Source organism: Pseudomonas sp. DrBHI1 (assembly GCF_002205115.1).
Taxonomy (GTDB): Bacteria; Pseudomonadota; Gammaproteobacteria; order Pseudomonadales; family Pseudomonadaceae; genus Aquipseudomonas; species Aquipseudomonas mosselii.
Genome location: NZ_NIBE01000007.1, coordinates 47414 through 63575, shown reverse-complemented (window position 1 = coordinate 63575; position 16162 = coordinate 47414). Strand labels below are relative to the sequence as shown.

At 64.8% G+C, this 16162-nt stretch carries 13 protein-coding genes; all 13 read left to right on the top strand.

Annotated elements, in window-relative coordinates:
• Positions 1 to 207: 207 nt before the first annotated feature.
• The 13 genes from CC207_RS01070 to CC207_RS01010 all read left to right on the top strand — a co-directional run bounded on the left by CC207_RS01070 (position 208) and on the right by CC207_RS01010 (position 16098).
• The gene (locus CC207_RS01070; RefSeq protein ID WP_003250005.1) at positions 208 to 384 is read left to right on the top strand and encodes a hypothetical protein; all 177 of its coding nucleotides are present in this window, start codon (positions 208 to 210) and stop codon (positions 382 to 384) included.
• Positions 368 to 3343 carry a sensor histidine kinase gene (locus CC207_RS01065; RefSeq protein WP_028691233.1) on the top strand — a complete coding sequence of 992 codons (2976 nt, stop codon included), beginning with the start codon at positions 368 to 370 and terminating at the stop codon, positions 3341 to 3343. The genes CC207_RS01070 and CC207_RS01065 overlap by 17 nt, the downstream gene beginning before the upstream one ends.
• Positions 3344 to 3347: 4 nt before the next feature.
• Complete coding sequence (locus tag CC207_RS01060; protein ID WP_088851443.1) at positions 3348 to 4790, top strand: sigma-54 dependent transcriptional regulator; 1443 nt, start codon at positions 3348 to 3350, stop codon at positions 4788 to 4790.
• A 762-nt stretch (positions 4791 to 5552) separates the two neighbouring features.
• Entirely contained in the window at positions 5553 to 6947 is a 1395-nt protein-coding gene (locus tag CC207_RS01055) for a polynucleotide adenylyltransferase PcnB (protein ID WP_028691235.1), read from the top strand.
• A gap of 2 nt (positions 6948 to 6949) precedes the next feature.
• Positions 6950 to 7429 (top strand): 2-amino-4-hydroxy-6-hydroxymethyldihydropteridine diphosphokinase, encoded by a 480-nt coding sequence (folK, locus tag CC207_RS01050; protein ID WP_088851442.1) that lies wholly within the window; start codon positions 6950 to 6952, stop codon positions 7427 to 7429.
• 250 nt (positions 7430 to 7679) lie between these two features.
• On the top strand, positions 7680 to 8480 hold the full coding sequence (gene panB / locus CC207_RS01045; RefSeq protein ID WP_028691237.1) for a 3-methyl-2-oxobutanoate hydroxymethyltransferase: 801 nt from the start codon (positions 7680 to 7682) through the stop codon (positions 8478 to 8480).
• Complete coding sequence (gene panC / locus CC207_RS01040; RefSeq protein WP_028691238.1) at positions 8477 to 9340, top strand: pantoate--beta-alanine ligase; 864 nt, start codon at positions 8477 to 8479, stop codon at positions 9338 to 9340. The genes panB and panC overlap by 4 nt, the downstream gene beginning before the upstream one ends.
• A 188-nt stretch (positions 9341 to 9528) precedes the next feature.
• On the top strand, positions 9529 to 11193 hold the full coding sequence (gene pgi / locus CC207_RS01035) for a glucose-6-phosphate isomerase (protein ID WP_028691239.1): 1665 nt from the start codon (positions 9529 to 9531) through the stop codon (positions 11191 to 11193).
• Between the two features lie 156 nt (positions 11194 to 11349).
• The gene (acs, locus tag CC207_RS01030; protein WP_088851441.1) at positions 11350 to 13284 is read left to right on the top strand and encodes an acetate--CoA ligase; all 1935 of its coding nucleotides are present in this window, start codon (positions 11350 to 11352) and stop codon (positions 13282 to 13284) included.
• A 76-nt stretch (positions 13285 to 13360) separates the two neighbouring features.
• Positions 13361 to 13663: a helix-turn-helix transcriptional regulator gene (locus CC207_RS01025; protein ID WP_028691241.1), complete on the top strand. Its 303-nt coding sequence runs from the start codon at positions 13361 to 13363 to the stop codon at positions 13661 to 13663.
• Between the two features lie 169 nt (positions 13664 to 13832).
• Positions 13833 to 14816, top strand: coding sequence for a zinc-dependent alcohol dehydrogenase family protein (locus CC207_RS01020; protein ID WP_088851440.1), 984 nt, complete (start codon positions 13833 to 13835; stop codon positions 14814 to 14816).
• Positions 14817 to 14843: 27 nt separating this feature from the next.
• Positions 14844 to 15197 carry an antibiotic biosynthesis monooxygenase gene (locus CC207_RS01015; RefSeq protein ID WP_028691243.1) on the top strand — a complete coding sequence of 118 codons (354 nt, stop codon included), beginning with the start codon at positions 14844 to 14846 and terminating at the stop codon, positions 15195 to 15197.
• A 31-nt stretch (positions 15198 to 15228) separates the two neighbouring features.
• A complete protein-coding gene (locus tag CC207_RS01010; RefSeq protein ID WP_088851439.1) occupies positions 15229 to 16098 on the top strand; it encodes an oxygenase MpaB family protein in 870 nt (289 codons plus the stop codon).
• The last annotated feature ends 64 nt before the right edge of the window (positions 16099 to 16162 follow it).

Below are 16162 nucleotides of genomic sequence, written 5' to 3'. Positions count from 1 at the left end.
CGCGGGGCAAGCCCGCTCCCACGCAGACCACATTGGCATCGTGGGAGCGGGCTTGCCACGCGATAGGGCCAGAACACGCAATACCAAAATCAAAAGCCCAACAAATTCAACCCCTTGGCGAACTCTACCGATTCCCGCTAGCATCGCCCCAGCCATTTGCGCCAATAATAAGTCCAAACCCGCAGCGCCCAACCCATCGAGGCCAGCATGTACATCTATCGTTTGGTCCTGCTTCTGGTCGTGGGGATCTATCTGTTCTCCCCGGCCATCATGGACTGGTGGATCGAGCCGACCGGAGCCTGGTACCGCCCCTACCTGCTCTGGCTGATCCTGATCGTCGTCACCTTCATCCTGCAGAGCCAACGAGATGCCGATGAGCTTTAGCCTGACCCAGATGATCCTGATCAGCGCCGCCTACCTGCTGGTGCTGTTCGGCGTGGCCTGGATCAGCGAACGTGGGCTGATCCCGCGCGCGGTCATCCGCCACCCCTTGACCTACACCCTGTCGCTGGGCGTCTATGCCAGTGCCTGGGCCTTCTATGGCTCGGTCGGCCTGGCCTACCAGTACGGCTACGGTTTCCTCGCCTGTTACCTGGGTGTGTCGGGGGCGTTCCTGCTGGCGCCGGTGCTGCTCTACCCGATCCTCAAGATCACCCGCACCTATCAGTTGTCGTCGCTGGCCGACCTGCTGGCGTTTCGCTTTCGCAGCACCTGGGCCGGCGCGCTGACCACCATCTTCATGCTGATCGGCGTGCTGCCGCTGCTGGCCCTGCAGATCCAGGCGGTGGCCGACTCGATCAGCATCCTCACCGGCGAGCCGGTCAAGGCGCGGGTGGCGTTCGCCTTCTGCGTGCTGATCGTGCTGTTCACCATCTTCTTTGGCTCGCGCCATATCGCCACCCGCGAGAAGCACGAAGGCCTGGTGTTCGCCATCGCCTTCGAGTCGGTGATCAAGTTGCTGGCCCTGGGCGGCGTCGGCCTCTACGCGCTGTACGGCGTGTTCGGCGGCCCCCACGGCCTGGAAGTCTGGCTGCTGCAGAACCAGACCGCCCTCGCCGCCCTGCACACGCCACTGCAGGAGGGGCCGTGGCGCACCCTGCTGCTGGTGTTCTTCGCCTCGGCGATCGTCATGCCGCACATGTACCACATGGCCTTCACCGAGAACCTGAGCCCACGCTCGCTGGTCAGCGCCAGCTGGGGCCTGCCGCTGTTCCTGCTGCTGATGAGCCTGGCCGTGCCGCTGGTGCTGTGGGCCGGCCTGCGCCTGGGCGCCAGCACCAACCCCGAGTACTTCACCCTGGGCCTGGGCATCGCCGCCAACAACGAAGCGCTGGCGCTGCTGGCCTATGTCGGCGGGCTGTCGGCCGCCAGCGGGCTGATCATCGTCACCACCCTGGCGCTGTCGGGCATGGCCCTGAACCACCTGGTGCTGCCGCTGTACCAGCCGCCAGCCGAAGGCAACATCTACCGCTGGCTGAAATGGACCCGTCGGGCCCTGATCGTCGCCATCATCACCGCCGGCTTCGTCTTCTACCTGACCCAGAACACCCACCAGAGCCTGGCCAACCTGGGCATCGTCGCCTTCGTCGCCACCTTGCAGTTCCTGCCCGGCGTGCTTTCGGTGCTGTACTGGCCGACCGCCAATCGCCGCGGCTTCATCGCCGGGCTGCTGGCCGGCATGCTGGTGTGGATGGTGACCATGCTGCTGCCACTGCTGGGCAACCTGCAGGGCTTCTACATCCCGCTGCTGGACATGATCTACGTGCTGGACGATACCAGCTGGCACATGGCGGCCATCGCCTCGCTGGCGGCCAACGTCCTGCTGTTCACCCTGATCTCGCTGTTCACCAACGCCAGCAGCGAAGAAGTCAGCGCCGCCGAGGCCTGCGCGGTGGACAACGTGCGTCGCCCGCAGCGCCGCGAGCTGCACGCTGCCTCGCCCCAGGAGTTCGCCACCCAGCTGGCCAAGCCACTGGGCGCCAAGGCCGCGCAGAAGGAGGTCGAGCAAGCCCTGCGCGACCTCTACCTGCCCTTCGACGAACGCCGCCCCTATGCCCTGCGCCGCCTGCGCGACCGCATCGAGGCCAACCTCTCCGGCCTGATGGGCCCGAGCGTGGCCCAGGACATGGTCGAGACCTTCCTGCCCTACAAGTCCGGCAACGAGAACTACGTCACCGAGGACATCCACTTCATCGAGAGCCGCCTCGAGGACTACCACTCACGCCTGACCGGCCTTGCAGCCGAGCTCGACGCCCTGCGCCGCTACCACCGCCAGACCTTGCAGGAACTGCCCATGGGCGTGTGCTCGCTGGCCAAGGACCAGGAGATCCTGATGTGGAACAAAGCCATGGAGGAGCTCACCGGGATCGCCGCCAAGCACGTGGTCGGTTCACGCTTGGTGACTATCGGCGAACCCTGGCGCGGCCTGCTGCAAGGCTTCATCAACGTGCCCGACGAGCACCTGCACAAGCAGCGGCTGGCACTCGATGGCCAGCCGCGCTGGCTCAACCTGCACAAGGCGGCCATCGACGAGCCGCTGGCCCCGGGCAACAGCGGCCTGGTGCTGCTGGTCGAGGACCTCACCGAGACCCAGGCGCTGGAAGACAAGCTCGTGCACTCCGAGCGCCTGGCCAGCATCGGTCGCCTGGCCGCAGGGGTGGCCCACGAGATCGGCAACCCGATCACCGGCATCGCCTGCCTTGCGCAAAACCTGCGCGAGGAGCGCGAAGGCGACGGCGAGATCATCGAGTTGTCCAGCCAGATTCTCGAACAGACCAAGCGCGTGTCGCGCATCGTCCAGTCGCTGATGAGCTTCGCCCATGCCGGCGGCAGCCAGCAGAACAGCGAGGAGCCGGTGTGCCTGGCCGAAGTCGCGCAGGACGCCATTGGTCTGCTGGCGTTGAACCGGCGCAATTTCGAAGTACAGTTCTTCAACCTCTGCGATCCGCAGCACTGGGTCGAGGGCGACCCGCAGCGCCTGGCCCAGGTACTGATCAACCTGCTTTCCAACGCCCGCGACGCCTCCCCGCCCGGAAGCGCCGTGCGCGTGCGCAGCGAAGTGAACGAACACACCGTCGACCTGATCGTCGAGGACGAAGGCAGCGGCATCCCGAAAAGCATCATGGACCGCCTCTTCGAACCCTTCTTCACCACCAAGGACCCGGGCGAAGGAACCGGACTGGGGCTCGCTCTGGTCTATTCCATCGTGGAAGAGCATTATGGGCAAATCACCATCGACAGCCCGGCCGACATCGAGCGCCAACGTGGTACCCGGATCCGCGTGACCCTGCCCCGGCATGTCGTAGCGACGTCCCCTGAAATTCGAGACCGTCGAGAGAATTGAATCAATGCCGCACATTCTGATCGTCGAAGACGAAACCATCATCCGTTCGGCCCTGCGTCGCCTGCTTGAACGGAACCAGTACCAGGTCAGCGAAGCCGGCTCGGTGCAGGAAGCCCAGGAACGCTTCAGCATTGCCACCTTCGATCTGATCGTCAGCGACCTGCGCCTGCCGGGCGCCCCGGGCACCGAGCTGATCAAGCTCGGCCAGGGCACACCGGTGCTGATCATGACCAGCTACGCCAGCCTGCGCTCGGCGGTGGACTCGATGAAGATGGGCGCGGTGGACTACATCGCCAAGCCCTTCGACCACGACGAGATGCTCCAGGCCGTGGCCCGCATCCTGCGCGACCGACACAACGCCCCGGCCACCGCGCCTGTCGCCGAACCTCGCGCCGGCAACGGCAAGGCCGTCAGCGACAAGGCCGGTAGCGCGGCCGCCAACGGCGAGATCGGCATCATCGGCTCGTGCCCGCCCATGCAGGACATGTACGTCAAGATTCGCAAGGTCGCCCCGACCGACTCCAATGTGCTGATCCAGGGCGAGTCGGGCACCGGCAAGGAGCTGGTCGCCCGCGCCTTGCACAACCTTTCGCGCCGGGCCAAGGCACCGATGATCTCGGTAAACTGCGCGGCGATTCCGGAAACGCTCATCGAATCGGAGCTGTTCGGCCACGAGAAGGGCGCGTTCACCGGTGCCAGCGCCGGGCGCGCGGGCCTGGTCGAGGCCGCCGACGGCGGCACCCTGTTCCTCGACGAGATCGGCGAACTGCCCCTTGAGGCCCAGGCCCGCCTGCTGCGCGTGCTGCAGGAAGGCGAGATCCGCCGGGTCGGTTCGGTGCAGTCGCAGAAGGTCGATGTGCGCCTGATCGCCGCGACCCACCGCGACCTGAAGAACCTGGCCAAGGCCGGGCAGTTCCGCGAAGACCTGTACTACCGCCTGCACGTGATTGCCCTGAAGCTGCCGGCCCTGCGCGAGCGCGGCAGCGACGTCAACGAGATCGCCAATGCCTTCCTCGCCCGCCAGAGCGCGCGCATCGGCCGCGACGACCTGCATTTCTCCCACGAGGCCGAGCAGGCCATCCGTCACTACAGCTGGCCGGGCAACGTGCGCGAACTGGAGAACGCCGTGGAGCGCGCGGTGATCCTTAGCGAGAGCGCGGAAATTTCTGCCGAGCTGCTGGGCATCGACATCGAGCTGAGCGACCTGGAAGACGACGACGTACTGGACAACCTGCCGAGCCTGGCCAGCGCCAACAACGCCAGCCACGAGCCGACCGAGGACCTGTCGCTGGAGGACTACTTCCAGCATTTCGTTCTCGAGCACCAGGACCACATGACCGAGACCGAACTGGCGCGCAAGCTGGGCGTCAGCCGCAAATGCCTGTGGGAGCGCCGCCAGCGCCTGGGCATCCCGCGGCGCAAGAGCAACGCCACCAGCGACAATTGATTCAACGCCGACAGATCGCGGGGAATGCCCGCTCCCACGCCAGCCTTGCCTGGTGCGTGGGAGCGGGCATTCCCCGCGATGCGTTTGCGCGGTAACACATCAGTTCCCGCAAAAATCTGTTACCCCACCCTGTCAGGCGTAACATCACCGAGGCGTAAGGTAACGAAATTTCTACATTTGCCCCGCCCCAAAACCTGCCTGTATCACTGAAACCCCCGATTTCATTGGGTTTTCAAAAGTTGGCACGGCACCTGCTATATCTCTGGTACAAGAACAATAACAAGCACTGCAACTCAGAATAAGAACAAGACGAAACGACTCACGCACAATAAGAACAAGACGGCGGAGGCGCAGCTAACTGATTCTTTTGGAGAGGCGTTGTGTTTGGGGCTTGCCCCACGATCAGGCAGAGAACAACAAAAACTGCACTAAAAAGCAGCACCTGAACTGATTGGATCAACAGATCAGCATCAACTCGGCGACCAAAGCAATCCGTTTGCTCTTCACCCCTGGTTTGGGGGTCGTCCACAAGCTTTCAGATTTGTGGACAGGGCATTCAACAAAAACAAGAAGCCCGTAAAAAAAACAATAAGAGCACGCAACGACTTGATGGGGAGCTTCGGCTCCCCATGTCGTTTCTCCCCTTCGTATCACCCCCTGCGACACCGCCTACACCATTCCCCCAGTAAATGCTAGAATCCCCGCCCATCATGCGGCCATTCTCCTATCCTTGGCCGATCATTCCTTCAAACAGTGCATCCCATGCTGAAGAAGCTGTTCCAGTCGTTCCGCCCGCCCGTTCGTGGCCAGCACCACAGGCGCACCACGCCTGAAGTGATCAACAAGAGCCAGCACTCGCTGCAGCGCAGCCAGTTCAGCCGCCATGCCGTGAGCATCGTCGAGCGTCTGCAGGCAGCCGGTTACCAGGCCTACCTGGTCGGTGGCTGTGTCCGCGACCTGCTGCTGGGCATCACGCCCAAGGACTTCGACGTCGCCACCAGCGCCACGCCCGAGCAGGTCCGCGCGGAGTTCCGCAACGCCCGCATCATCGGTCGGCGCTTCAAGCTGGTCCACGTGCATTTCGGCCGTGACATAATCGAGGTCGCCACCTTCCGTGCCCCGCACTCGGATGAAGACCAGTCCGATAGCCACCGCTCGTCGCATAACGCCAGTGGCCGCATCCTGCGCGACAACGTATACGGCACCCTGGAAGAAGACGCGCAACGCCGCGACTTCACCATCAACGCCCTGTACTACGATCCGGTCAGCGAGCGCATCCTCGACTACGCCAACGGTGTCCATGACATCCGTAATCGTCTGCTGCGCCTGATCGGCGACCCCACGCACCGCTACCAGGAAGACCCGGTACGCATGCTGCGCGCCGTGCGCTTTGCCGCCAAGCTGGACTTCGGCATCGAGAAGCACACCGTGCAGCCAATCCGCGAGCTGGCGCCCATGCTGCGTGACATTCCGCCGGCACGCCTGTTCGAGGAAAGCCTCAAGCTGTTCCTCAACGGCCAGGGCGCGATCACCTTCGAGATGCTGGTCGACCTGCAACTGTTCGAGCCGCTGTTCCCAGCCAGCAGCCAGGCCCTGGAAGAGCGCCCGACCTACACCCACACCCTGATCAGCCAGGCCCTGAGCAACACCGACCTGCGCGTCAAACAGGGCAAGCCGGTGACCCCGGCGTTTCTCTTCGCCGCCCTGCTCTGGCCGGCCCTGCCGGGACGTGCGCTGTACCTGCAGAGCCAAGGCGTGCCGCCGATCCCGGCCATGAACGGCGCGGCCCACGACCTGATCGCCGAGCAGTGCGCGCGCATTGCCATTCCCAAGCGCTTCACCCTGCCGATCCGCGAGATCTGGGACATGCAGGAGCGCCTGCCACGGCGCAGCGGCAAGCGCGCCGACATGCTACTGGACAACCCGCGCTTCCGCGCCGGCTACGACTTCCTGCTGCTGCGTGAAAGCGCCGGCGAGGAAACCGACGGCCTGGGCGAATGGTGGACCGACTACCAGGACGCCAACGACAGCCAGCGCCGCGACATGATCCGCGAGCTAGGCAGCCGCGACGACGGTGCCGGCGGCACTGCCGGCCCACGCAAGCGCAAGCGCAGCGGCGGCAAACGCAAGCGCGACGACGAGCAGGCCTGGGACTGAGCATGAACACCCGTGCGTTCATCGGCCTGGGCAGCAACCTGGATGAGCCCGCCGAGCAGCTGCGCAGCGCCCTGCAGGCGCTGGACCTGATCGCCGACACCCGCCTGGCGGCGGCCTCGGCGCTCTACACCAGCGACTCGCTGCTGCCCGGCCAGCCGCGCTACACCAATGCCGTGGCGGCCATCGACACGGCCTTGGCGCCGCTGGAGCTGCTTGACGCGCTGCAAGCCATCGAGAACGACCAGGGCCGCGTGCGCCAGGAGCGCTGGGGCCCACGCACCCTCGACCTCGACGTGCTGTTGTTCGGGGACCAAGTCATCGACGTGCCGCGCCTGCAGGTGCCGCACTATCACATGCATGCCCGCGCCTTTGTGCTGTACCCGCTCGCCGAGCTGGTGCCCGCCGAATTCCGCCTCGCCGACGGTCGCGCACTGGCGCAGCTGCTCGAAGATTGTCCGTTCGTCGGCCTGGAACGCCTGTAATTCGGGCGTTTCCGACCGCGGTAACGCCAGTAACACCGGTGCCGTAACAATGCGGTAACACGCCTGGTTGACTTCCCCCACCTCGCTCACGACTATAGGCGTCCCGCGGCGCCACTCTGCCGCAATCACCCATTTAGGCCCGGACGGACCTGTGCCCGAACATCACAGACGATGATGTGCCGCTCCGGAAGATGAATACACGCGTTGTACGCAGTTGTTGTTCACAGCGCCTGAACGAGGATTCCCCTACATGCCTGAAGTAACCCTGACCACCCTGCACGGCCTGAAGGCCAAGGGCGAAAAAATCACCATGCTGACCTGCTACGACGCGACCTTCGCCAAGGTCGCCAGCCAGGCCGGCGTGGAAGTCCTGCTGGTGGGCGACTCCCTGGGGATGGTCCTGCAGGGCCATGACAGCACCCTGCCCGTCACCAACCGCGACATGGCCTACCACACGGCGTGCGTCAAACGCGGCAATGATGGCGCGCTGATCCTCGCCGACCTGCCGTTCATGGCCCATGCCACTCCCGAACAGGCCTTTGCCAACGCCGCCGAACTGATGCGCGCCGGCGCCCACATGCTCAAGATCGAAGGCGCCGCCTGGCTGGCCGAAACCATTCGCCTGCTGGCCGAGCGCGGCGTGCCGGTGTGCGCGCACATGGGCCTGACCCCGCAGACGGTCAATGTGCTGGGGGGCTACAAGGTCCAGGGTCGCCAGGAAGCCCAGGCCCGGCAAATGCGCGCCGACGCCATCGCCCTGGAGCAGGCCGGCGCGGCCATGCTGCTGCTTGAGTGCGTGCCCAGCGAACTGGCGGCGGAAATCACCCAGGCGGTAAGCATTCCGGTGATCGGCATCGGCGCCGGCAGCGCCACCGATGGCCAAGTGCTGGTCCTGCATGACATGCTCGGGCTGTCGCTCAGCGGCCGTGTGCCGAAGTTCGTGAAGAACTTCATGGCCGGCCAGCCGGACATCCAGAGTGCCCTGGCCGCCTATGTCCGTGCGGTCAAGGAAGTCAGTTTCCCAGGCAGCGAACATGGGTTCAGCGCATGAATACCGTCAAGACCGTCCGTGAACTGCGCGCCGCCGTAGCCCGCGCCCGTGGCGAAGGCAAGCGCATCGCCTTCGTGCCGACCATGGGCAACCTGCACAGCGGCCACGCCGCCCTGGTGACCAAGGCCGCCCAGCGCGCCGACTTCGTGGTCGCCAGCATCTTCGTCAACCCGCTGCAGTTCGGCGCCGGCGAGGATCTGGACAAGTACCCCCGCACCCTCGCCGCCGACCAGGAAACACTGCTCCAGGCCGGCTGCCACCTGCTGTTCGCCCCCACCGTCGAGGAGATGTATCCCGACGGCATGGCGGTGCAGACCCGGGTGAGCGTGCCGCAGCTCTCCGAAGGCCTGTGCGGCGCCAGCCGCCCCGGCCACTTCGAAGGCGTGGCGACGGTGGTCAGCAAGCTGTTCAACATGGTCCAGCCGGACTTGGCCGTGTTCGGCGAAAAAGACTTCCAGCAACTGGCGGTGATCCGCGCCATGGTGCGCGACCTGAACATGCCGATCCAGATCATCGGCGAGCCGACCGTGCGCGCCGAGGACGGCCTGGCGCTGTCGTCGCGCAATGGCTACCTGACGCCAGAACAGCGAGCCACCGCCCCGGCGCTGTACCGCACCCTGAACGGCATCGCCGAGGCCCTGCGCCATGGCCAGCGCGATTTCGCGGCGCTGATCGCCGAGGGCCAGGCGCAACTGGAAGCGGCAGGCCTGCGCAAGGACTACCTGGAAGTGCGCCACGCCCTGACGCTGCGCCCGGCGATGATCGACGACCGTGACCTTGTGGTGATCGCGGCGGCGTACCTGGGTAATACCCGTCTGATCGACAACATATACCTGCACCTGGAAGAGCAGACCGCCTGACATCCGCGCGTGGACGCGGCGAATCGTCGCCCCACGCACGCCAGGTATCCAGGTGGTGACAATTTTTAATCCACACCGTTTGCCTCGCCCCATTCCCGCCTTGGCGCCAATGCCTATAATGTCCAGCTTGCAACCGGCAACGAATGCCGCTGTCCAAGCCTGACCATGCACCAAGGAAACCACCCGCAATGGCGTATTACCGTACCCCCCACGATGTGACGGCGCTGCCCGCCTGGCAGGCGCTTCAGCAACACCGCGACGCCATGCAGGGCTTCAGCATGCGCGAAGCCTTCGCCGCCGACGGCAAGCGCTTCGAGCAGTTCTCCTTGAGCAGCTGCGGCCTGTTCCTCGACTACTCGAAGAACCTGATCACCGAGCAGACCCGTGACCTGCTGGTGAACCTGGCCAAGGAAGTCGACCTGGAAGCGGCCATCAAGTCGATGTTCAGCGGTGAGATCATCAACGCCTCCGAAGGCCGCCCGGTGCTGCATACCGCCCTGCGCCGCCCGGTCGGCGACAAGCTCAGCGTGAACGGCGTCAACGTGATGCCGGAAGTGCACAAGGTACTGAACCAGATCACCGAACTGGTCGGCCGCATCCACGACGGCCTGTGGCGCGGCTACAGCGAAAAACCGATCACCGACGTGGTCAATATTGGCATCGGTGGCTCGTTCCTCGGCCCCGAGCTGGTCTCCGAGGCGCTGCTGCCCTACGCCCAGCGCGGCGTGCGCTGCCACTACCTGGCGAACATCGACGGCAGCGAGTTCCACGAGCTGTCGGCCAACCTGCGCGCCGAGACCACCCTGTTCATCGTCTCGTCGAAGTCGTTCAACACCCTGGAAACCCTGAAGAACGCCCAGGCCGCGCGCACCTGGTACCTCGCCCAGGGCGGTTCGGAGGCAGAGCTGTACCGTCACTTCATCGCCGTGTCGAGCAACAAGGCCGCGGCCGTGGCCTTCGGCATCCGCGAAGAGAACATCTTCCCGATGTGGGACTGGGTCGGCGGCCGCTACTCGCTGTGGTCGGCCATTGGCCTGCCAATCGCCCTGGCCATCGGCACCGCCAACTTCAAGGAACTGCTGTCCGGCGCCTACACCATGGACCAGCACTTCCAGACCGCGCCGTTCGAAAAGAACATGCCGGTGCTGCTGGCCCTGCTGGGCGTGTGGTACGGCAATTTCTGGGGTGCCCAGGCCCACGCGATCCTGCCGTACGACCACTACCTGCGCAACATCACCAAACACCTGCAGCAGCTGGACATGGAATCCAACGGCAAGAGCGTTCTGCAGGACGGCAGCCCGGTGAAGACCGACACTGGCCCGGTGATCTGGGGCGGCGTCGGCTGCAACGGCCAGCACGCCTACCACCAGTTGCTGCACCAGGGCACCCAGCTGATCCCGGCCGACTTCATCGTTCCGGTGGTGAGCTTCAACCCGGTGGCGGACCACCATCAGTGGCTGTACGCCAACTGCCTGTCGCAGAGCCAGGCGCTGATGCTCGGCAAGACCCGCGAGGAAGCCGAGACCGAGCTGCGCGCCAAGGGCCTGAACGAGGCCGATATCGCCAAGCTGGCACCGCACAAGGTGATCCCGGGCAACCGTCCGAGCAACACCCTGGTGGTCGAGCGCATCAGCCCGCGCCGTCTTGGTGCGCTGGTGGCGATGTATGAGCACAAGGTGTTCGTGCAGAGCGTGGTCTGGGGCATCAACGCCTTCGACCAGTGGGGCGTCGAGCTGGGCAAGGAACTGGGCAAGGGTGTCTACCAGCGCCTGGTCGGCGCCCAAGAGGACAACGCCGAGGATGGTTCGACCCAGGGCCTGATCAACTACTTCCGCGGCCGTCACCGCGGCTGATCGACCAGCAAGACCAATCGCGGGGCAAGTCGCATCGGTGCGCCGATGCGACTTGCCCCGCGATGCTTTGCACCCGGGAACACCCCCACCTTCTACACTGTCCATCGAATAAGCCGTTGCAGTCCCTCGCCCCTAACAAGAGCAGGACCACCCGCCATGTTCGATCTCCGCGACTATCCCCAGGCCCTGGCCGTGAGCCAGTCCGCCGCCCTCAGCGACGACGACTACCGCCGCCTCTACCGCCAGTCGGTAGATGCCCCCGACACCTTCTGGGCCGAACAGGCCAGGCGCCTGGACTGGATCAAGCCCTGGTCGAGTGTGCAGCAATGCGACCTGAACACTGGCAGCGCCCGCTGGTTCGACGGCGCCCAGCTGAATGCCAGCCTTAACTGCATCGATCGCCACCTGGCCCAGCGCGGCGAGCAGACCGCCCTGCTCTGGGAGGGCGACGATCCCGCGGACAGCAAGGCCATCAGCTACCGCGAACTGCACCGCCAGGTCTGCCGCCTGGCCAACGCCCTGAAAGCCCGTGGCGTGAAAAAAGGCGACCGGGTTTGCATCTACATGCCGATGATCCCCGAAGCCGCCTACGCCATGCTCGCCTGCACGCGCATCGGCGCCATCCATTCGGTGGTGTTCGGCGGCTTCTCCCCCGACGCACTGCGCGACCGCATCCTCGACGCCGACTGCCGTACAGTGATCACCGCCGACGAAGGCGTGCGTGGCGGCAAGCGCATCCCCCTCAAGCAGAACGTCGACAAGGCCCTTACCAGTTGCCCGGCGGTGAGCAGCGTTTTCGTGATCAAGCGCACCGGCGCTGACGTGGCCTGGAGCGAAAGCCGCGACCTCTGGTACCACGAGGTGACGGAAAAAGCCGGTGACGACTGCCCGGCCGAACCGATGAACGCCGAGGACCCGCTGTTCATCCTCTACACCTCGGGCAGTACCGGCAAACCCAAGGGTGTGCTGCACACCACCGCTGGCTACCTGCTGCAGGCGACCATGACCTTCAAGATCGTGTTCGACTACCGTGACGGCGAGGTGTTCTGGTGCACCGCCGACGTCGGCTGGGTCACCGGCCACAGCTATATCGTCTACGGCCCGCTGGCCAATGGCGCGATCTCGCTGATGTTCGAGGGCGTGCCCAACTACCCCGACACCTCGCGCTTCTGGCAGGTGGTCGACAAGCACCGGGTGAACATCTTCTACACCGCGCCCACCGCCCTGCGCGCGCTGATGCGCGAAGGCCCCGAGCCCTTGCAAAGTACCTCGCGCCAGAGCCTGCGCCTGCTCGGCAGTGTCGGTGAGCCGATCAACCCGGAAGCCTGGGAATGGTACTTCGAGGCCGTCGGACAGAAACGCTGCCCCATCGTGGACACCTGGTGGCAGACCGAGACCGGCGGCATCATGCTCACCCCCCTCCCCGGCACGCCAAGGCTCAAGCCTGGCTGCGCCACCCAGCCGATGTTCGGCGTGCAACCGGTACTGCTGGACGACAAAGGCAAGTTGATCGAAGGCCCCGGAGCCGGGCTGCTGGCGATCAAGGCCAGCTGGCCCGGGCAGATCCGTAGCGTCTACGGCGACCACCAGCGCATGGTCGACACCTACTTCAAGCCGATGCCCGGCTACTACTTCACCGGTGACGGAGCCCGCCGCGACGCCGATGGCGACTACTGGATCACCGGGCGCATCGACGACGTGATCAATGTCTCCGGCCACCGTATCGGCACCGCCGAGGTGGAGAGCGCCCTGGTGCTGCACGACAGCGTCGCCGAGGCCGCCGTGGTCGGTTACCCCCATGACCTCAAGGGCCAGGGGGTTTACGCCTTCGTCACCCCCATGAACGGCGTCGTGCCGGACGACGCGCTCAAGGCCGAACTGCTGGCCCTGGTCAGCAAGGAGATCGGCAGCTTCGCCAAGCCTGAACTGATCCAGTGGGCGCCCGCACTGCCCAAAACCCGTTCGGGCAAGATCATGCGGCGCATCCTGCGCAAGATCGCCTGCAACGAACTGGACAACCTGGGCGACACGTCCACCCTCGCCGACCCGAGTGTGGTCCAGGGGCTGATCGACAAACGCCTGAATCAGTAAGCAGCTTCACAGGGCGGTCTCTGCCGGCCGCCCTGGGGCGATTTGACATATCGGTAAATCCCGATATTATCGCGTCATGGAACTGCTCGACGTATTCAAGGCACTCTCGAACCGCACACGCCTCGAGATCCTCAAAGGCCTGAAAGACCCGGTGAAACACTTTCCTCCGCAGGACGAAGGTGACGTTCACACCGTGGGTGTCTGTGTGAGCAGTATCCAGGAAGGCGTGGGGTTGTCGCAGTCAACGGTGTCCGACTACCTGGCCACCCTGCAGCGTGCAGGCCTGGTCGAGGTCCGCCGCATTGGCCAGTGGACCTACTACAAGCGCAACGAAACGGCCATCAGCGCGCTCGCGGAGCTGATCGGGAGCGAACTGTAGGGTTTGCTTTTATCTCAATATATCGGCATTTCCCGATATCCCGTTTTAACGAAACCACGGAGCAATCACCGAGGTGCCTGCCAGGCGCCCAGAACCAGAAAGGCAGTTTGATCCCACTTATTATATCGATATTTCTCGATATCCCTTTTTATCGAAGCGAGGAAACACCATGAAAGCGTTAATACTGGATGCCTTCGGCGGCCCGGATGCGTTCGTCTATCGTGACACCGCCAAACCGGTGCCAAAGGCCGGGCAGGTGCTGGTCCGGGTGCATGCCACCTCCGTCAACCCGCTGGACTACCAGGTCCGCCGCGGCGACTATCCCGACCTGGTGCCGCTGCCGGCCATCACCGGGCACGACGTCTCCGGCGTCGTCGAAGCCGTCGGGCCTGGGGTGACGGCGTTCAGCCCCGGTGACGAAGTGTGGTACACCCCGCAGATCTTCGAAAGCGCCGGCAGCTATGCCGAATACCACGTCGCCGCCGAAGGCATCGTCGGCCTGAAGCCGCCGTCGCTGAGCCATCTCGAGGCGGCAAGCCTGAGCCTGGTCGGCGGCACGGCCTGGGAGGCGCTGGTGGTCCGCGCGGCGCTCAGGGTGGGCGAGAGCATCCTGGTGCATGGCGGTGCCGGCGGAGTCGGTCATGTGGCGATCCAGCTGGCCAAGGCCATGGGCGCCAGGGTCTTTACCACGGCGCGCGAAGCGAACGCCGAATTCGTTCGGCGCATGGGCGCCGATGTGGTCATCGACCACGAGCGCCAGGACTATGTCGATGTCATCCTCAAGGAAACCGCTGGCCATGGCGTCGACGTGGTGTTCGACACCATCGGCGGCGATGCCCTGTCTCGCAGCCCGGACGCCTTGGCCCAGTTGGGCCGCGTGGTGTCGATCGTGGACATTGCGCAGCCGCAGAACCTCCTGCAGGCCTGGGGCAAGAACGCGAGCTATCACTTTGTCTTTACCCGCCAGCAGCGCGGCAAGCTCGATGAGCTGAGCGCGCTGGTCGAACGCGGCCAACTGCGGCCACATGTGGGCGCCGTCTACCCCCTGGCCGACGTTGCGCTCGCCCACGCCCGGCTGCAAAGCCCCAACAATGGCCTGCAAGGAAAGATCGCCATTGCGGTCGTGCCTGCGAACACCCCAGCCAGCGTTTGACGCCCCCATCACCCAACGAGAACTGCCATGATCTACGAAATCGCCATACTTCCCATCCAGCCGGCACATATCGACAGCTTCAGGCACGCCTTCGCCGAAGTGGCCCCTCTGCTCAGCCGGGCCAATGGGCACATCAGCCACCTGCTCGCGCAAGGGATCGAAGCACCCTATCAATTCAACCTGATCGTGCAGTGGCAATCCCTCGAGGATCACACGCCTGGCTTCGAGGCCAGTGAAGATCACCAGGTCTTCATGGCCCACCTGTCGCCGTATTTTTCCGAGGAGCCCACGGTTTATCATGTCCAGGGTGGCACGTTCGAGACGCGCTCCACCTCAGGCCCGGCTGATGACCGGCTGAACGATAAACGCCTCAATTCATAGACGGCCGCCATGGCGGCCAGCACAGGTCGCCATGGAAGTCCTACGCCGTCGCATCGAAACCCAGGTAATGAGCCTCACCGGGCTGGCCCTCGGCCAGCTCGACCTGGAATCGCCCAAAGGCGATCCCGGCCTGTTCGGCCCACAGAGCATCAGCTGGCGGGTACATGGCGACTTCCCCAGCATGCTGGTGGGCGGGATCAGCGCGTTGATGCTGCAACTGCTGCACCCGCTGGCATTGGCCGGGGTGTGGGATCATTCGAATTTCCGTCAGGACCTGTTAGGACGCCTGCGCCGCACCAGTCAGTTCATCTCCGGCACCACCTTCGGCTCCACCCGCGACGCCGAGTGGCTGATCGACAAGGTCCGCACCATCCACCTCAAGGTCACCGGCACCGCGCCCGACGGCCGCCCCTATGCGGCCAGCGACCCAGACCTGCTGACCTGGGTGCATGTGGCCGAAGTCAGCAGCTTCCTCGCCGCCCACTTGCGCTATCGCAACCCCCGCCTGCCGCGTGCCGAACAGGACGCCTACTACGACGAGATCGCACTGATCGCCGAACGCCTCGGTGCACGTGACGTGCCACGTTCCTGCGCCGAGGTCGACGAGTACCTGCAACGCATGCGCCCGCAACTGCAGTGCGACGCACGCAGCCTGGAGGTGGTGGACATCCTGCTCAAGGCCCCGGCGCCCAGCCGGATGGCAGAACCGGTGGGCAAGCTGATGCTCAAGGCCGGCATCGACCTGCTGCCAGAGTGGGCTTGCGCCATGCTCGGCCTGCACCTGGGCGCGGTCGAACGGCGCATGATCCGCCTGGGCCTGAACAACACCGCCCCGGTACTGCGCTGGGCCATGCGCGACGGTTCGGCGCACCGAGCACGGCGGCGCATGGGCCTCGAATGAGGTATTTTGCTCCGTTCATCGGAACCGATTTAACGTGCCATACTCCAAGCACTCCAGCCTGATA